Consider the following 18,508-nt stretch of genomic DNA (forward strand, 5'->3'; position numbering starts at 1 on the left):
AAAACTGGTGACAATAGCTGTATAATTCATTTGCGCTTGATTCATGCGAGTTGCTCCCGGCTTAGTTGGTGTGACAACCGAACAAACACCAGGCACGAATGAATCATTAACTACAATTCAATATTTTTACCTCAAAGTCGCAAACTCGCGTCGGGGGAATTGTGGTCAAGCCTACTGTTGAGCCCAAGCCGAGCAGTAAGCAAGCAGTGATGCGCTACTTTTTACATTGAGGAAGTTACACCGCAGACTTGGACTGACTCTAGTGAAAGCTGTTCATGAGTAGATTTAGATAGGTTGTTAGAAGCGGTTAGGAATGAGATACCTAGAAATTAACTTTTAGGTATGTTGTTGCGCTTAAGCGCTCTTTCATAGATCGAGAGCGCTTAAGCGCAACAACGTACCTAGGATTAGCGATTAGCTTTGAGCGGAATCTCGATCGCAAATTGGGCACCCTCTCCCGGCGCAGAAGTGCATTTCAACGAGCCGTTGTGTCTGTCTGTAACAATTTGATAGCTAATTGACAAGCCCATCCCAGTGCCTTTCCCCACAGGTTTAGTGGTGAAAAATGGGTTAAAAAGTTGATTGCGGACAGTCTCTGTCATGCCCGGGCCGTTGTCAGCAATCCGAACTAATATTCGATCGGGTTTTGGCATTTCAGTCCAGATGCGGATCGAGCTGGGATTTTCCCGCATTTGCTCGACAGAAAGCCGCGCATCTCTTTCTTCCAAAGCATCTAAAGCATTGCTCAAGATATTCATAAACACTTGATTTAGCTGTCCGGCATAACATTCTACTAACGGCAATTGACCGTATTCTTTGATCACCTCTATTTCGGGAGAATTCGGTTTTGCTTTGACCCGGTGCTGCAAAATCATCAGAGTGCTATCTATACCGTCGTGGATGTTGACGGCTTTCATTTCTGCTTCGTCCATGCGGGAGAATGTGCGTAGAGATGCAACGATGAGCTGAATTCTGTCTGCACCAACTTTCATTGAGGAAAGCAGTTTCGGTAAGTCATCCATTAGAAATTCGAGTTCAATTGCTTCGACTTCTTGTTGAATTTCCGGCACTGGATCGGGATAGTAGTTTTGGTAAAGTTCGATCAGGTGCAGCAAGTCTTGAGTATATTCGTTAGCGTGGCTGAGATTGCCGTAAATAAAGTTAACTGGATTGTTAATTTCGTGGGCAACTCCTGCGACGAGTTGACCGAGAGATGACATTTTTTCGCTTTGAATTAACTGCGATTGAGCGCTGGTTAATTGCAGCAAGGTTTGCTCTAATTCGCGAGCTTTATTGCGAGTTTGGGCGTAAAGTTCGGCTTGGTTGAGGGCGATCGCCAATTGAACTGTAATCGCTTGCAACAATTCGACTTCGCTATCGCTCCAGGGCCGCACAACATTGCTGTTGCAGCAGGTAATTGCGCTCATTACCCCGGAAAGTGCCTGCATGGGGATGGCTAATACAGACTGGTAGCCCATCGCTTGAATGGTTTGTTTCCAAGCAGGATCTGCGACTGTTTCGACATCATCCACCCGCAGCATTTCCATATGCAAGAGTTGTTCGGCCACAGGGCCTAAGTCGCAAGCCAGATAGCGACCTCTTAAATCGGGAAGTTGGGTACGGCGAGATTCTTTAATAATTTCCCAGAAAGGCTCCTCCCCGTCTTCGCGATACCAGGCAAAGTTGCACCGATCGATCTTCAGGAAAGCACGAATTTCCTTAACGGCGACTGTAACAATGCTGTCGAAGTCCAGGGAATTGCGGATTTGAGCGGTGAGACTGTTGAGCAATTTTTCTCGCTCGGCTTGCTGCTTGAGTTGGGCTGACGATCGCCTCAAGGCAATTTCTGCTCGTTTGCGATCGGTAATATCTTCGGTAATAGCTAATAGATATTGCGGTGTGCCATCAGCATCGAGTATGGATGTTTTCTTGGTATGAAATATCCGCGATTCTCCTTGGCCTGTTTGAATATCTTCTTCGGCGATTTCTACCATCTGCCTGCTGTCGAGCACTTCCCGGTCTTTGGCGGTGAAAAGATCGGCTTGTTCTGTGGGGAAAAAGTCGTAATCATTTTTGCCCATAACTTCTGCTGCACTGAAACCGAGCAAAGTTTCGGCTGCGGGGTTCCACAGTACAAATCGCAACTCTTTGGCCTCCTTGGCAACTACTCCTACGGGTATGGTTTTGAGGACTGATTCCATAAATTTTTGAGCGCGTTGCAGTTCTAATTCTGCCTGTTTTCGATCGCTAATATCTCGTACATTGGCAATGATGTTAACATTGCCGTTAAGATTGATTTTGGACAGGGCAATTTCTGCATCAAAAGTTGAACCGTCGTTGGGACGCCTCGCTTTCCATTCCATGCGACCTGTTTCGCCAGCTAATACTCTAGCCCAAAGTTCTGCCGTTTGTTCTATGGGATTGTCGCCGCTTGAATAGTCGTTGATAATTGATAATTTTGTTGCTTGTTCCTGGCTCACTCCGTACATTTCTAACATTCGATTGTTGACATCAAGAATGTTTCCTTCTACATCGTGAATGAAGATAGCATCGTAGACATTATTAAAGATGGTTCGCAGATTTTGTTCGGAAACTTGCAGCGCTGCTTCTGCAAGTTTTCGATCGCCAATTTCTTGTTCTAACTGAGTGACTGCTTGGGAAAGTTCGGCAGTGCGATCGCTCACTCTGTCTTCCAACTCGGCTGCTGCTTGTCTCAGGGCTTCTTCTGCAAGGAAGCGATCGGTAATGTCGATCGCCGTGCCGAACAATTTTAGTACCTTGCCACTGGCATCGGTTTCGGAGCGGCCCAGGGCGTTGAGGTGACGCAGGGTGCCGTCGGGACGGCAAATGCGGAAGTCAAAATCAAAGGGGATGCCGAAGTCAACTCCCCGCTGTACTTCTGTATGCCAAAATTCTAAATCTTCTGGATGGATCAGAGCGATTTGCTCTTCTCGGCTGGGTGCTGTGGCCGCTGGTTCGAGTCCGTGGATGCGGAAGAGTTCCTCTGACCAAGTGACGGTTCCCGTTGTCGCATCGAGTTCCCAATTGCCGACGTGGGCTAGTCTTTGGGCTTCTTGTAGCTGTCGCTGGCTTTCTCGGATGGCGGTTTCGGCAACTTTGCGATCGTTGATGTCGAGCAATACACCGGAAAATACGATTTCGCCGGTTTCGCTGCGGGTGGGAATTGAGTCGCCTTGCCACCAGCGAATCTCGCCATCGGGCTTGACTAACCGCCCTTCGTAGTGCCACAGGTAGGTATTTTCAACGGCTTCGTTGATGGAAGCGATCAAGCTTTCGAGGTCTTCGGGGTGGACGCAGGAAATGAAAGAGGCGATGTTTCCCATCATTTCTGCTGCGGTGATGCCGGCTATATCTGCGATGCGATCGCTCATATAGTCAACTCTCCAGACTCCATCGCGGCTGCAAAATTGAAACAGAGCTCCGGGGATGGTGGCCGCGATCGTCCGGAACTTGCCTTCGCTGACACTGAGGGCGGCAAAAGTCTGTTGCAGTTCGGCGGTACGGGCTTCTACTCTCATTTCTAGTTCTGCATTGGCACGCTGCAATGCTGCTTCTGCCCGTTTGCGATCGGTAATGTCGGTGGCTGTACCGGTGGTGCCCACGACGTTTCCGGTTTCATCGTACAGGGCGATCGCGTTGAACATCAAATGTTTGATGCTGCCGTCTTTGGCGATTTGGGTGGTTTCGTACTGAAAAACTGATTCTCCTGCAAGCAGGCGGGCGAAAACTGCTAAATCTTTCTGGCTTTGTTCTGGTGTCATAAAGTCCGAGAAGGGTCGATCGAGCATTTCTGCTGGTTCGTAACCGTAGATATATCTAACTGCTGGGTTGACGAAGGTGTATCGCCCCTCCGCATTCACCGACCAAATCATGTCTTGGGAGGTTTCTACCAAACTACGGTATTGGGCTTCGCTGGCTTTGACGGCTTCTTCTGCTGCTTTGCGTTCCGTCATGTCGCGGGAGACGCCGACAGTCATTGTGATTTGGCCGTCTTCGTTGCGGATGGGTGTTTTGACTGTGCTAAACAGTCGCACTTCTGAGTCGTAGCGCGTCACCGGTTCTTCGGCAATTTGCAGAGTCTGTCCGGTTTCAAATACGAAAGCGTCATCTTTGATGTACTGGAGAGTATTGTCTGGATTGGAGAAAGGTGCGTCTATCGTGCCTTGGAGTTCCTCTTGACTCATGCCGTAATAGTTGCGGAATGCTTGATTTGCCCAGACGATTTTCGATTCTGGGCCTTTGACCAATACCATATCGCCGATCGAGTCAAGAATTTGGTGATATTTTTGCTCGCTGTCGCGGAGTTTCTGCTGCGTCGATTCGATTTCTGCTAATTGTCTTTGGGTTTGCGAGTGCAATTCGGCCTGATAAATTGCAACTGCTAAATGTTCTCCTACTTGTTTGGCAAATTCGATTTCGTCTTCTTGCCAATCGCGGGGTTGGCCGCAGGAGTGAATGCACAGCAATCCCCACAAATGTTGCCCTTGTAGCAGGGGTACGACTAAGTTAGCTCGAATTTGAAATCGCTTGAGGATTCTGAGGTGACAGGGGCTCAACCGGGCTTTGTAGATGTCGCTGACTGCTTGAACGTATCCTTTGGCATAGTTGGCTGCAAATTGTTCGCCGAAGCAGTGATCGTGAACTTTTGCACCCAGGGATGGGCTGAATTGGGGAAGTACGTCTTCTGATACTACTTCGCCGTCGTTCCACTCAGATTCGGGAATGAAGCGGTAGACGGCGACTCGATCGGCATTTAGGAGTTGCCGAACTTCGGTGGCTGTAATTTTAAATATTGTTTCTAAGTCTAAGGATTGACGAATTTTGCCAATCACTCCCATCAGCGCTTGCAGCTTTTTGAACCAGGTTTGAGACTGCATTTCTCTTTCTAGGTGAGCTAGCTTTTGGCGCAAGTCGGTTACTTCTTGATACAAATATTCATGAAACATATTGTTATTTGTTTAGTTATTTTGCGGTTTAGTATCGAGGTACATAGCATCCCATGACAGTTGACAGTTGACAGTTGACAGTTAACAGTTGACAGTTGACAGTTGACAGTTGACAGTTGACAGTTGACAGTTAACAGTTAACAGTTAACAGAAGGAAGAAACAATCGAACGCAAGGGTTTGTGCCATGCGAGAACGTCCTAAGCATCGGGCGCGGTTGCTGTAAATCTAAAAGGAAGGCAGAGGGCAAATTCTCCTCCTTCTCCTAGCACTTAGCAGCTACTCGCGCTGCATTTCCGTATTTTTTCTAGATTGGGAGGTCGAACCAGGAGCTTAACTCGGTATATTTACTGTAAAAACGGGCGATAGGTGATGTGCTAGTGCATAAATTGTCAATAATTGAGAATTTTACTCATCAACCCGGTATCTTAAGGTAATTAAATCAGGGAATCTCCGAAAGTGAAAAGCAGAAACCCGGTTTCACGGCGCAAGCGCGCCCAGAGTCCTGAACTAATGTTGACATTTTTTTCCGATCGCCTGTGGTTGCAATTATCACCTTTTTCTGATTATCGCAAACTCGATCGATGTTGTCCTGAGTTTGGCGATCGAATATCCTGTTGGGAGTACCTCTATTAAGATTTATTTTAATTTAGGCGATCGGCTTTTCTTGAGTTTTTTCTAGTTTTCTCGAATTCTCAACTTATCTGTTTTAAATTCGATTTAATCCAGATTTTTGAGCTATGGAATCATTTCGATTATTTTCCGGGCCTTCAAATTATTTTATGATATCGCTTCTATTTATTAAACTTATTGAAATCCACCTCATTCAAGCTGACTTTTTTGTCAAGCAGTTGGCTTTCTTTTTAGGCTCTGCTTAAATTAAACAAACAAAGCCGACTATCTAAGACTTTTTTATTTTCGATCGCTTTTGTTGTGATTTTTAACTGTTTTGATGAAAATATGTTACTTAACTATATATATATCACATTTTCGGTTAAAGTCAAGGGATTTTAGGTTAAATCGGTGCTGAGACAGAAACCCAGTTTCTTAACATAATTAAGTGATGAAAGCAAGAGCGGTTAGAACAATCAACCGGGCTTCTTGAGTCGAGACTGCTTCAACAGTTGACAGTTGAGAGTTGAGAGTTGACAGTTGACAGTTGACCATGGGAGAGCGACCTCTACCTAGAAGCAAGAGGATTGGAGTAATGAATAGTCTGATTTTAATTTCTCCCGATCGGGATTGAGGCTTTCAACCAATTCTTTCTGGTAAGTCCTATTGATGAAATTGTCTCACCCGAAATATTGAGGCTGTACATTTTTTTCGGGTGCACAAGGTGGATACTTTCTGCTGATTTGCTTAACCAGCATTCTTCAGTATGGTTTTGGCTTCCTGAATACTTTGCAAAACAAGTTTACCAGAATCATGAAAAGCGGCTCTTTCTGCATCGCTGAGTTCGAGTTCCAGTATCTGTTCGATGCCCTGATATCCCAAGCGGCAGGGAGCGCCTAAAAATATATCTTGCACGCCGTATTGACCGTCCAAATAAACTGAGCAAGGCAAGAGTCGCGACTGATTGAGTAAAATTGATTCTACCATCAAACAGGCGGAAGATGCGGGTGCAAAATAGGCGCTAGAATTCTTCATCAATCCTACTATTTCGGCGCCACCGTGGCGAGTGCGCTGTACGATGCGATCGATCGCCCCTGCATCCATCAGTTGAGCGATGGGAATGCCGTTGACTGTAGAATAGCGCGGCAAGGGAACCATCAAATCGCCGTGGGAACCGATGACTGTGGCGCACACTTGGGCAATGGAAACGCCCAATTCCATGGCAATAAAAGTTTGAAAGCGGGCGGAGTCGAGAATGCCGCCCATCCCCATAACTCGGTGTTTTGGCAAACCGGAAGCTTCCCAGGCTAGATATGTCATAATATCTAGGGGATTTGTGACTACAATTAAGATTGCTTGCGGGGAATGGGCGATCGCCTGTTTGGCAGCTTCTGTGACAATTTGAGCATTGATTTTAATTAAATCTTCGCGATTGATACCGGGTTTGCGCGGAATTCCGGCGGCAATGACGATGATATTTGAGTTGGCTGTATCTATATAATCATTTGTACCGACAATTTGGCGATCGTGCCGTTCGACTCCCCTGGCTTGCATCAAGTCCAAAGCAACGCCTTGCGGCCAACCTTCGACGATATCTAGCAATACTACATCTGCTAGATTTTTCTCGGCAATTCGTTGGGCTAAGGTGCTACCAACTTTGCCTGCACCAATAATTGAGACGCGGGTTGATGGGGAATTCATGCGATTTTAGATGCTAACTTTGAGACTTTAAGAATGAGCTTAATTGCGATCGAGTGCACTGTATGTACTCTACGTTACCTTTGCTCAGGTATGTTGTTGCGCTTTAGCGCTCTTTTGAGTGGGTATGTTGTTGCGCTTGAGCGCTCTTTAGATTAGGTATGTTGTTGCGCTTTAGCGCTCTTTGGCAGCATTGCTCGATCGGTGTATGAAACTGGATAACATGAAAATTCAGCTATATTGACTGACTGCTTGTTTGATTTTTTCACATCGAGTTGTTTATTCCTTTACAGCAACAACGCCCAGCACTCTTTTATATATGAAAGAGCGCTGAAGCGCAACAACGTACCAAAGAGTTACCTCCGCGACTGGAGTTTACTTAAAATCTTCGAGTTGGTCTAGGCGCAGCCAAATATTCGGGGTGGGGACTTTGCCGAATTTAACGAAGGCGTAGTCGCCGCGAACGTCCATTACTTCGCCTTTGGTTTCAAATATATAGGAGGAAAAGCGCTGGTCGCTGGCTTGGGCTTCTAGACTGTTTTCGAGTTTCTCGCGAATTGCGCGGACTATGCTACCTTTTTTGATTGCCATAATTTGCTCTATTGAGTTTATAAAAGTATATAAATTTTAATGCTGATTTGGCTTTAATACCAGTTAAAAGAATTGGTGGTTGATTGAGTCGGCGGTTGAAACCGCGACTACACGAACGATGTCTGCCTCCGCAGACTGAAGAGTCGGAAGCTGAGATTTGGTAGATCCGTGAAATCTGGTACAAAATCCGTTGCGGAATTGGTTATTTCTGACAGGCGGGGCAGTAATGAGTCGATCGCCCTGCTAATTTTATCTTTTCGATGGTTGTAGAGCAAGTGCGGCAGGGTTGACCGGCGCGATTGTACACCCAAGCGACGCCGCCGTAGTTACCGTTGACGCCTTGGACGTTGAGAAAATTGCTGAATGTGGTGCCGCCGTTTGCGATCGCCTGCTGTAAAACTTGAATAATAGCTGTATGAATGCGATCGATTTGCTCTCTTGTCAAATCAGCGCACAGAGTTGTCGGCATCACTCCCGACAAAAACAAAGTTTCGTCTGCGTAAATATTTCCCAAACCCGCTACCAGTGACTGGTCTAGCAAAGCTGTTTTAATTGGTCGCGCCCGTCGGTGCAGCTTTTGGGCTAAATATTCTGTGGTAAATTCGTCGGAAAACGGTTCCGGGCCGAGGAGTTTCAGGCCGGTGACTGTACTGGAAACCTCGGTTTGTGAGGGGACGTACCACATTTGACCGAAGGTGCGTTGGTCTACAAACCGCAATTCTTGGTTTCCCTCAAGGAATAACCTAACTCGCGTGTGTTTGGGCAAAGGTTCGGATTGGTTTACCCACAACAATTGTCCGGTCATCCGCAGGTGAACGCCCAACCAGCCAGCGTTTGAGGGCAGAAGGGAGAAGGAAGAAGATTGAACAGAAGAACTGAAAGTTTGAGGTGAGAATTCTCCCACTCTCCCACTCTCCCCCTCTCCCCCTCTCCCACTCTCTCCCTCTCCCACTCTCGATTGCGATAGTTCTGCCAGGAGGTATTTGCCGCGCCTGTACCAAGATGCGATCGACTTTCCTTTGAGTTTTGTCAAAAAATCGGTCGCAGAGATTGAGCGGGCGATCGAGCTATTTAACAGCACGTCTCCGCCCAATATTTCGCGATCGAGGGTAAGTTGGTTCAAACCCCGGCAAATAGTCTCAACTTCTGGCAGTTCTGGCACAATTAGCGTTGTTCTGTTCCTTGATTTGGTGCACCTTCGACGCTGCCGGGAACTTCCGCACCGGGCTTGCTGCCGGTCGAAGTTTTGGGCTGGTTGGGGGCTGCTCCGCTGCCGGTTTTCCGAGTTTTCTCGTTGATCGTCGTTTGCTTGCCACCGGAGGCTGTGGTCGATGCTTTTGCTTTGGGGCCAGCGACTTCGACTAATTCGCTTTGGGCGAAGTTGTTGGTGTTGACGCCTGCATAATTTACGGTGTTAAAGCGAACGATAACTGGGTATTTAATGCCGCTTTGGTCTACCGTAGCAACGGTGCCCACTTCTTGATACCAGTAAGATTCTTTGCGGAGAATCCGGACTGTTGAACCGCGTTGAACCATGAGCTTTGTTTCCTTTGCGATGAATAAACGGATAAAGCCATTTTTTTTACTTTAGTCGATCGCGCGACGCATTTAAAGTCTGTAACGAAATTATTGTGTTCGGCGACGTGTTTTGGTTGTTGGTTTGTAAAGAAAAGTAAACTTGTTTTGAGGGCGATCGCTGGAGGGTAAAAATAAATAAACGAACATTATCCGTTAAATGCAAGCTGTGCGATCGGGTTGATAAAAAAGTTTACAAATCGGAGAGTGGGGGCTGCTGGGGGTTGAGAACCCGGAGATCCACCCAACCAAGAGGGCTCTCACGGGGGCACTGCCCCTACAAGGGGGAATGGAAGCATTCTCAAAGTCCCCCTTTTTAAGGGGGATTTAGGGGGATCTAGACTTCGATACAAACGAGAGATACACAGGGTTTCAGTCTTCAGTTGAAAACCCGGAGATCCCCCCTAGCCCCCCCTGATAGTCGGGGGGGACAAGAGTATTCAAAGTCTCCTTTGTTAATCGGATTAATTAACGTTGTATTTAATTATCTGGCCGCGCTAAACTATTGCAAAGTATGGGAAATATTTAAATTATGTCGTTAGTTGATTTAGCTAATACTAAAGTTCGGGTAATTGGATGCAGTGCGGTGATGGCTGTTGGGCAAGTTATTTCAAGCGCGATCGCCAATCCGGGAACACAAGCAGCAGCGGGGATGATGGGTGGCCCGATCGCACTTGGTGGCATTTCGATCTTAGCAGCGATTGCCGGTGGTGTTGCGGGAAATATGGCGGCGAGTGACCTCGGAAATAAGATGACGGAACGATTGGGGAAAAATCCCAATATTCTCGACAATCACGATTTGACTAAGGCGGCGGGTGAGGCGATCGGCTATATTTTGAGGGAGGTTGCGAAGTCGGATCAATTAATTGCGATCGCCGAAACCAAAAATTTGCCTTACGCAAAACAGGCTGTAGATCAATTAGCTGAGAAAACTCCCCAATATTGGCTGGATATTAACACGGATACAGCCGATTTGTCAAGGGGTTTACAGATTTCCGAAGAGCAGTTAACCCAGATTTTTTCGGCGGATGTCGAGGAGTTCGATCGCGTTACCGGATTGACACCGCAAGATTGGGCAAGTTTCCTGCGGGAATTCGCGGCCAGCGAGGGCAAATCCTTCGATGGGGAAATCGTGGAATTTGTGGCGAACAAACTGTATGCAACATTCCCGAAAGCGTACCGCGAAGTGCTGAAACTGGATGCGGCGAAGGGAGGAGAAAAATTTGCGGCGATGCTGTTGAATCTCCACCAAATTGCTTTGACTGAATTGAGAGATTTGGGGCTGCAAAATGGGGAGATTCTGCACAAATTGGAGGCCGTGGCGACGCAGCAGCAGATTTGTCAAGTGATGGTGAAGTTGGAATCAATAGAAATTGGCATCCGATCCGATTTGGCGCAGATTCAGAATTTGCTGGAACGATTTGTTGATACTGGTACGCCCCGATTGCCGCTGCCCTACGAGTGCGAAACGATTATTCAAGACCGGACTCAAGACTTTACCGGCCGCCGATTTGTGTTTGCAGCAATTGCCGAATTTTTGCAGAACAATCGCAAAGGCTATTTTGTTTTAGAAGCAGATCCGGGAGTCGGGAAAAGTTCAATTATGGCGAAGTTAGTGCTGCTGCTAAAGCGGCGCTGTGTCGCCCATTTTAACTCGCAATCTCAAGGTATTGTCCGCGCCGAACAATTTCTGGAAAATGCCTGCACTCAGTTAATTCGACGCTATCAACTAAATTATCCGCAACTGCCGGAAAATGCGACGAGAGATGGCAACTTTCTGAGTCGATTGTTGGGGGAAGTCAGCGCTAAATTGGGCGGCAAAAAGTTGATTATTGTCGTCGATGCCCTGGATGAAGTTGATCTGGGTTTGCAGGGGCGCGGTAGCAATGTTTTGTATTTGCCCGATGCTTTGCCCGATAACGTTTATTTTATTGTTTCCAAGCAGCCGAAAACTCTGCCTTTGCCAAATCATGACGTTTTTGATTTGATGCAGTACAGTGCAGAAAGTTTGGCGGATGTCAAGGTTTATATTGACAAACGCACGGGGAACAGCGCGTCTATTCAGAGTTGGATTAACCGTCAAAATTTGCAGCGCGAACAGTTTGTGGCAGCGGTGGCGGAAAAAAGCCAGAATAATTTTATGTACCTGCGCTACGTGCTGAATGATATCGATAGCGGCAAGTACAGCGATGTGAATTTGCAAGATTTGCCGAGGGAATTGGAAGGATATTATGACAAGCATTGGGCGCGGATGGAAATGGCGGTTAGGGATAAAGAATTGCGCCGCCGGAAGTTGAAGGTGATTTATTTGTTGACGAAAACTCGCAAGCCAGTTTGCTGCGATATTTTGGCGGATTTTGCCGAGGAAGATGCCTTGGATGTGCAGGAAGTTCTGGATGATTGGGAACAGTTTCTGCGCCGTAGCGGTGATAGTCCTCCCGATTACAGTATCTATCACGCGAGTTTCCAAAGATTTTTGCATCGTATCGATGTGGTGCAGAAAGCTGGGGTGTCGCTGCGGGATATTGAAACGGCGATTTCTGATAATTTGTGGGAGGATTTGTACGGGGATGAGTAAGTTTAAAGAACGGTTGGGGAAACTGTCGCCGAAAAAGCGGCTTTATGCTTTGGAAACTCTGCCGGGGCATTTGGCGGAGAGTGTTCAAGGGGAACGGTTGCATCAGTTGTTGACGGATTTTGATTTTATTGAGGCGAAGTTGGATGCGGTGGGGGTTCAAGCGTTAATTGAGGATTACGATTTGGCGAGGGTTTCTGATGTTTTGTTGTCGGAGGGGCAAGGGGAAAGTTTGCGGTTGATTCAAGGGGCAATTCGGAAGTCGGCGCACGTTTTGGAATGGGATAAAACGCAGTTGGCGGGGCAATTGTTGGGGAGGTTGCTGGATTTTGAATTGCCTGAAATTCAGAGGATGTTGGAACAGGCTAAGCAGTGGAAAGATCGTCCTTGGCTGCGGCCTTTGAAGACTAATTTGGAGCGACCGGGTGAAGGATGTAGGCGAACTCTCACAGGTCATACTCGCCCGTTAAATGCAGTCGCGATTGCACCCGACGGCAAAACAGCGATTTCCGCTTCAGGGGATAAAACCCTGAAAATCTGGGACACAGACAGTGGCAGGGAACTGAAAACTCTCATTGGTCATACTCACAGGGTAACAGCAGTGGCGATCGCACCGGATGGCAAAACAGCGATTTCGGCTTCATATGATAAAACCCTCAAAATTTGGGACACAGACACCGGAAGCAAAATTTTAACTCTCACCGGTCATCATGGCTATGTATTAGCAGTTGCGATCGCACCAGACGGCCTCACAGCAATTTCGGCTTCATTTGATAAAACCCTGAAAATCTGGGACACAGACACTGGCATCGAACTTTTAACCATCGGTCATACTGACTATCTATCAGCAGTCGCGATTGCACCAGACGGTAAAACCGCGATTTCCGCCTCACGGGATAACACCCTGAAAATCTGGGACACCCAGACAGGTCGGAAATTGAAAACTCTTACTGGTCATATTAGTGAGGTAACGGCAGTGGCGATCGCACCAGACTGTAAAACCGCGATTTCCGCCTCACGGGATAACACCCTGAAAATCTGGGACACCCAGACAGGTCGGAAATTGAAAACTCTTACTGGTCATATTAGCGAGGTAACGGCAGTGGCGATCGCACCAGACTGTAAAACTGCGATTTCCGCTTCACGGGATAACACCCTGAAAATCTGGGATACCGAGACAGGCATCGAAGTTAGAACCCTCACAGGTCATACTAGCGTGGTAAGTGCAGTGGCGATCGAACCAGAGGGCAAAACCGCGATTTCGGCTTCATTTGATAAAACCCTGAAAATCTGGGACACAGATAGCGGTAGAGAACTGAGAACTCTTACCGATCATACTACCGTGGTAAGTGCAGTGGCGATCGCACCAGACGGCGAAACCGCGATTTCCGCTTCATTTGATAAAACCCTGAAAATCTGGGACACAGAAAGCGGCACCGAACTTAGAACCCTCACGGGTCATACTAACTATGTAAATGCAGTGGCGATCGCACCAGACGGCAAAACCGCGATTTCCGCTTCAGACGATCGCACCCTAAAAATCTGGGACACCGAGACAGGTACAAAAGTTAGAACCTTCACGAGTTGTCGTAGCCAGGTACTAGCAGTGACGATCGCACCAGACGGCAAAACCGCGATTTCCGCTTCAGGGGATCAAACGCTGAAAATCTGGGACACAGAAAGCGGCACCGAACTTAGAACCCTCACGGGTCATACTAACTATGTAAATGCAGTGGCGATCGCACCAGACGGAAAAAGAGCGATTTCCGCTTCAGGGGATCAAACGCTGAAAATCTGGGATACAGAAAGCGACACTGAACTGAGAATCTCCACAGGTCATACTAGCATGGTAAGTGCAGTGGCGATCGCACCAGACGGCAAAATAGCAGTTTCCGGTTCAGATGATCGCACCCTAAAAGTCTGGGATTTGCTTAGTGGAAAAGAGGTTGCTAGTTTCAGTGGAGAGTATAGATTTAATTGTTGTGCGATCGCCCCTGATGGAGTGACAGTTGTAGCGGGCGATCGATCGGGCCGAGTGCATTTCCTGCGATTGGAGGGAGGTAGACAGTTGACAGTTGACAGTTGACAGTTGACAGCGAGGTTTTTGTCCACATCTGTGGGTTGTAGGGAAGTATTTCGGAAAAAACCCGGCGGTTGGAAACCGCGTCTACACAAACGATGTCCGCCTCCGCGGACGAAGAGGGTATTCACCAGATGCAAAATCATCGGGTGAAATCTTCAACCCGCGGAGGCGGGTTTTGTCTGTGTAGCCGCGGTTTCAACCGCCGGGGTTTATGGTTTTTGGGTGGATGGGCGATCGGGTTTTTGGGTGGATGGGCGATCGGGTTTTTAGGTGGATGTGCGATCGCATTTTTGGGTGGATGGGCGATCGAATTTGAGAGAAATGTGCGATCGCATTTGAAATCGGAGGCGGTTGAAATCCCGGCGGTTGGAAACCGCGTCTACACAAACGATGTCCGCCTCCGCGGACGAAGAGGGTATTCCCAGATGCAAAATCATCGGGTGAAATCTTCAACCCGCGGAGGCGGGTTTTGTCTGTGTAGCCGCGGTTTCAACCGCCGGGGTTTTTGGGTTTCAACGGCCGGGTTTTTTGTGGATGGGCGATCGCATTTTTGTGGATGGGCGATCGAATTTGAGAGAAATGTGCGATCGGGTTTTTGGTGGATGGGCGATCGGGTTTTTGGTGGATGGGCGATCGGGTTTTTGGGTGGATGGGCGATCGGGTTTTTGGTTGATGGGGGCGATCGGGTTTTTGGTTGATGGGGGCGATCGGGTTTTTTTGTGGATGGGCGATCGGGCTATAATACAGAAAACTTGACAATAAAAGCAACTGTCATGAGAGAGTTAATCCAACAAGAATTAGAAAAGTTCGATCGAGAACAACTCCAACAAGTATTTGAATTTATTGCCTTCCTGAAATTCCGTGCCAGATTAGTGACTATTCCTGCGATCGATGAAACTAACTTAGCTGCACTTTACAGCGAATTTGCCGAAGAAGACCGACAACTTGCAGAACTCGGAATCAGCGAATATGTAGAACTCCTCAAACATGAGGATTTGGCATGACAATCAGACGAGGTGAAATCTGGATTGCCAACCTCGATCCGACACAAGGTTCCGAACAAGCAGGCGTGCGTCCCACAATTATTTTTCAAAACGATACTCTTTCGAGATACACCACTACTGTCATCAGTATTCCTCTCACCACAAATCTGCGCCGCGCCTCTCTTCCTTCCTGTGTTCTAATTCCCGGCGGTGAGGGAGGATTGACTCAAGATTCTGTTGCATTGTGCCATCAACTGCGAGTTTTGGATAAAACAAGATTGCGAAATAAAATTGGTGAAGTCAATCCAGAGATACTGGTACAATTAGAAAATATCATATTATTTACCTTGGGTTACTTGCCTTAAAAAAGAGCGATCGAATCTTCAATCCGCTTTCCTCATGGGAATAAAAAGTATGGAATTTGGGAGAAATGTGCGATCGACTGTAAAATAACAATAAAAACACAGGAGTAATCGCCGTGAGCGTCACAACTGTAAAATGGACGGTTGCAGACTACCACCGCATCATTGCAGCCGGCATTCTGGAAGGACGAAAAGTTGAACTAATCGGTGGAGAAATAATCGAAATGGCTCCCGAAGGAGAATCTCATGCTTACTGTAGCGATGAGGCTGGAGAGTACCTAATGTACTTGCTAGGCGATCGGGCTAAAGTGCGACAAGGTAAGCCCATTACCTTGCCACTTAACAACTCCGAACCCGAACCAGATATCGCTGTAATTCAACGTTTGGGACAAAATTATCGAGAACATCATCCCTATCCAGAAAATATCTTTTGGCTGATAGAATACTCAAATTCTACTCTGACTAAAGACTTGGGAATCAAGAACAAAATTTACGCCGCCGCCGGGATTGCCGAGTATTGGGTTGTCAATTTGCGAACTATGGAATTAATCGTGTTTCGAGATCCTACCGATGCTGGCTATCAATTCAGAGAAACTCTGACTCACGGTAATATTAATCCCCTCGCTTTTCCAAATGTTTCAGTTGCGATCGATCGTTTATTCGGGAATTAGGTAAATGAGGTAGAAACACTCGGCGATTTCAACCGCTGGGTTTTTTGTATTCTAAAATCAGAAATCCCAAATCTCAAATCGAATGCCTCACACAACAGTAATACTCGCCATGAGTGCCGATGGCAAAATTACAGATACCGCCCTCACCGCCGCCAGATTCGGTTCGGCTAACGACAAATCCCACCTCGAACAACAAGTCGCCGCCAGTGACGCAGTTCTCTTCGGAAACGGCACTTTGCGCGCCTATGGAACCACTCTGAGAGTAATTTCCCCCGATTTGCTAGAACAAAGGAAACTGCAAGGAAAGCCCCCACAACCCGTGCAAATTGTGTGTTCCCGATCGCACCAATTTGACCCAAACTTACGATTTTTCCAGCAACCGGTTCCCCGCTGGTTGTTAACTGGAAAAGACAGGGGGCTTTTTTGTGGGTGGGGGCGGGTTTATTTAGCCTGTCTGCACGCTTTAAAGCTGTTGGTGAACCCGCCCCTACAAGTTTTTGACAGTGGTGCAACATCTCTGTTCGATCGCACTTTAACCGCCAACACTATCGATGGCGAAATCGATTGGAACGATGCTTTTCAACAGCTAGAAACCCTCGGAATCAAACGTTTGGCAATTTTGGGAGGTGGAAAACTCGTCGCGTCTGTGCTGGCTGCGGGCTTGATAGACGAGCTCTGGCTGACGGTTTGTCCGTTAATTTTGGGCGGCGCGGATGCACCGACACCTGTGGAGGGAAAGGGTTTTTTAGCGCATTTAGCGCCGAAATTGGAGCTTTTGGCGGTAAAACAGGTGGAATGTGAGGTGTTTTTGCATTATCGGTGCGATCGAGCACAGAGTCAAAATACCCATAAATAGGGGAGTTGTATTAAGTTAAATAAAGTTCGATCGCTCTACGCTCAAATCTCCCTATGCTGAAACAGCCGAAACCTCAATATTCTGTAGCCTGGATTAGCAAACTAGCAGACATCCCCCAAGCATCATGGGATGCTTTGGCGATGCCACTCAAAACGCCATTTCTCGAATGGGATTGGCTTAACAATCTCGAAACTTCCGGTAGCGCGACAGGTAAAAACGGTTGGCTACCACATCACTTGACAGTCTGGCGAGACAAACAGTTGATTGCTTGTGCGCCGCTTTATGTCAAAAGTCACAGTTACGGCGAATTTGTATTCGATAATCAATGGGCTGATTTAGCTCAACGTTTGGGTATTGAATACTATCCCAAATTAATGGGAATGACTCCGTTTACCCCTACGGAAGGCTATCGGTTTTTGATTGCGGATGGGGAAGATGAGGATGAGTTAACTGGTATCATGGTAAGTGCGATCGACCATTTTTGCGATCGGCACAACATCTCTGGTTGCAATTTCCTGTATGTCGATCCTGTCTGGCGCGATCGCATGGAACGTCACGGTTTTAGCGCTTGGCTGCACCACAGTTATATTTGGCAAAATCAAAGCCATCAAAATTTTGACAACTATCTAGGCACGTTTAATGCCAACCAGCGCCGCAATATCAAGCGCGAACGCAAGGCTGTGGAAACGGCAGGTTTGTTGGTGAAAACTTTGACTGGCGATGAAATTCCCCAAGCGATGTTTGGGCAAATGTATGCTTTTTATGAGAATACTTGCGATAAGTTTGGTTGGTGGGGTAGCAAGTATCTGACTAAGCGGTTTTTTGAACAGTTGCACCACAATTATCGCGATCGCGTTTTGTTTGTCGCCGCCTACGATAAGGAAGATGAGAGACAGCCGATGGGAATGTCTTTTTGTCTGTATAAGGGCGATCGACTTTACGGGCGTTATTGGGGTAGTTTGCAGGAAATTGACTGCTTGCACTTCGATGCTTGTTACTATACACCGATCGAATGGGCGATCGATCGGGGCATCCAAACCTTCGATCCGGGTGCCGGCGGGAGGCACAAAAAAAGGCGCGGCTTTCCAGCTACGCCAAATTATAGTTTGCACCGATTTTATAACAACCGTTTGGCGCAAATTCTCAAGTCTTATATTGGTCAAATCAATGAGAGGGAACAGGAGGAAATTGATTTAGTTAATCAGGATTTGCCTTTCAATCAGGATGATTCTTCGGATTAGTCCGTGTTTGTAGTGAGGACTTCAGTCCTTTCTTGATGGATGAAGAAGGACTAAAGTCCTCACTACGAACCTGAAGGACTAAATTCCTCACTACGAACCTGGTTTTTTATGAGGAATTTGAGTTTTTTCCTGATGGATGAATGCGGACTAAAGTCCTCACTACGAACCTAGTTTTTCATGAGGAATTGAGTTCTTTTCTTTTGGATAAACAAGGACTGAAGTCCTCACTACGAACCTGGTTTGTCATGAGGACTGTGAGTTTTTTTTGGGATGAAGAAGGACTGAAGTCCTCACTA

Annotated in this window: 15 protein-coding genes; 9 read left to right on the forward strand and 6 right to left on the reverse strand. The window is 47.1% G+C overall.

Translation table 11 applies throughout. From position 1 onward, the window contains the following. Positions 1-407: 407 nt before the first annotated feature. A complete protein-coding gene (locus tag QZW82_RS05440; RefSeq protein WP_293145756.1) occupies positions 408-4,967 on the reverse strand; it encodes a PAS domain S-box protein in 4,560 nt (1,519 codons plus the stop codon). 457 nt (positions 4,968-5,424) lie between these two features. On the opposite strand from QZW82_RS05440, the gene QZW82_RS05445 reads away from it, so the two are divergent. Continuing rightward, complete coding sequence (locus tag QZW82_RS05445; protein WP_293145759.1) at positions 5,425-5,601, forward strand: hypothetical protein; 177 nt, start codon at positions 5,425-5,427, stop codon at positions 5,599-5,601. 420 nt (positions 5,602-6,021) lie between these two features. Here the strand turns inward: QZW82_RS05445 and QZW82_RS05450 are convergent, their stop codons facing one another. The 5 genes from QZW82_RS05450 to QZW82_RS05470 form a co-directional block, all read right to left on the reverse strand. After that, complete coding sequence (locus QZW82_RS05450; RefSeq protein WP_293145762.1) at positions 6,022-6,159, reverse strand: hypothetical protein; 138 nt, start codon at positions 6,157-6,159, stop codon at positions 6,022-6,024. Positions 6,160-6,324: 165 nt separating this feature from the next. Further along, positions 6,325-7,278, reverse strand: a complete 954-nt coding sequence (mdh, locus tag QZW82_RS05455; protein WP_293145765.1) for a malate dehydrogenase — start codon at positions 7,276-7,278, stop codon at positions 6,325-6,327. A gap of 372 nt (positions 7,279-7,650) precedes the next feature. Next, positions 7,651-7,866, reverse strand: coding sequence for an NAD(P)H-quinone oxidoreductase subunit O (locus tag QZW82_RS05460; RefSeq protein WP_293145768.1), 216 nt, complete (start codon positions 7,864-7,866; stop codon positions 7,651-7,653). A gap of 202 nt (positions 7,867-8,068) precedes the next feature. Beyond that, positions 8,069-9,028 carry a DNA-formamidopyrimidine glycosylase gene (locus tag QZW82_RS05465; protein WP_293145771.1) on the reverse strand — a complete coding sequence of 320 codons (960 nt, stop codon included), beginning with the start codon at positions 9,026-9,028 and terminating at the stop codon, positions 8,069-8,071. A 2-nt stretch (positions 9,029-9,030) separates the two neighbouring features. Continuing rightward, positions 9,031-9,402: a photosystem I reaction center subunit IV gene (locus tag QZW82_RS05470; RefSeq protein WP_293145774.1), complete on the reverse strand. Its 372-nt coding sequence runs from the start codon at positions 9,400-9,402 to the stop codon at positions 9,031-9,033. Positions 9,403-9,973: 571 nt separating this feature from the next. On the opposite strand from QZW82_RS05470, the gene QZW82_RS05475 reads away from it, so the two are divergent. From QZW82_RS05475 to QZW82_RS05510, 8 genes are all read left to right on the forward strand, one after another. Beyond that, a complete protein-coding gene (locus QZW82_RS05475) occupies positions 9,974-12,019 on the forward strand; it encodes an ATP-binding protein (RefSeq protein ID WP_293145777.1) in 2,046 nt (681 codons plus the stop codon). Further along, on the forward strand, positions 12,012-14,102 hold the full coding sequence (locus QZW82_RS05480; protein WP_293145780.1) for a hypothetical protein: 2,091 nt from the start codon (positions 12,012-12,014) through the stop codon (positions 14,100-14,102). Before QZW82_RS05475 ends, QZW82_RS05480 begins: the two co-directional genes overlap by 8 nt. 143 nt (positions 14,103-14,245) lie before the next feature. Next, positions 14,246-14,797 carry a hypothetical protein gene (locus tag QZW82_RS05485; RefSeq protein ID WP_293145783.1) on the forward strand — a complete coding sequence of 184 codons (552 nt, stop codon included), beginning with the start codon at positions 14,246-14,248 and terminating at the stop codon, positions 14,795-14,797. Between the two features lie 75 nt (positions 14,798-14,872). Then, positions 14,873-15,103: a hypothetical protein gene (locus QZW82_RS05490; protein ID WP_293145785.1), complete on the forward strand. Its 231-nt coding sequence runs from the start codon at positions 14,873-14,875 to the stop codon at positions 15,101-15,103. Further along, positions 15,100-15,447 (forward strand): type II toxin-antitoxin system PemK/MazF family toxin, encoded by a 348-nt coding sequence (locus QZW82_RS05495; protein ID WP_293145800.1) that lies wholly within the window; start codon positions 15,100-15,102, stop codon positions 15,445-15,447. The genes QZW82_RS05490 and QZW82_RS05495 overlap by 4 nt, the downstream gene beginning before the upstream one ends. A gap of 113 nt (positions 15,448-15,560) precedes the next feature. Continuing rightward, complete coding sequence (locus tag QZW82_RS05500; protein WP_293145803.1) at positions 15,561-16,115, forward strand: Uma2 family endonuclease; 555 nt, start codon at positions 15,561-15,563, stop codon at positions 16,113-16,115. A gap of 82 nt (positions 16,116-16,197) precedes the next feature. After that, complete coding sequence (locus QZW82_RS05505; RefSeq protein ID WP_293145806.1) at positions 16,198-16,971, forward strand: RibD family protein; 774 nt, start codon at positions 16,198-16,200, stop codon at positions 16,969-16,971. Between the two features lie 53 nt (positions 16,972-17,024). Continuing rightward, the gene (locus tag QZW82_RS05510; RefSeq protein WP_293145809.1) at positions 17,025-18,212 is read left to right on the forward strand and encodes a GNAT family N-acetyltransferase; all 1,188 of its coding nucleotides are present in this window, start codon (positions 17,025-17,027) and stop codon (positions 18,210-18,212) included. Positions 18,213-18,508: the final 296 nt, after the last annotated feature.

Origin of the sequence: Microcoleus sp. bin48.metabat.b7b8b9.023, assembly GCF_013299185.1 — a bacterium.
In the GTDB taxonomy this organism is placed as follows: Bacteria; Cyanobacteriota; Cyanobacteriia; order Cyanobacteriales; family Microcoleaceae; genus Microcoleus.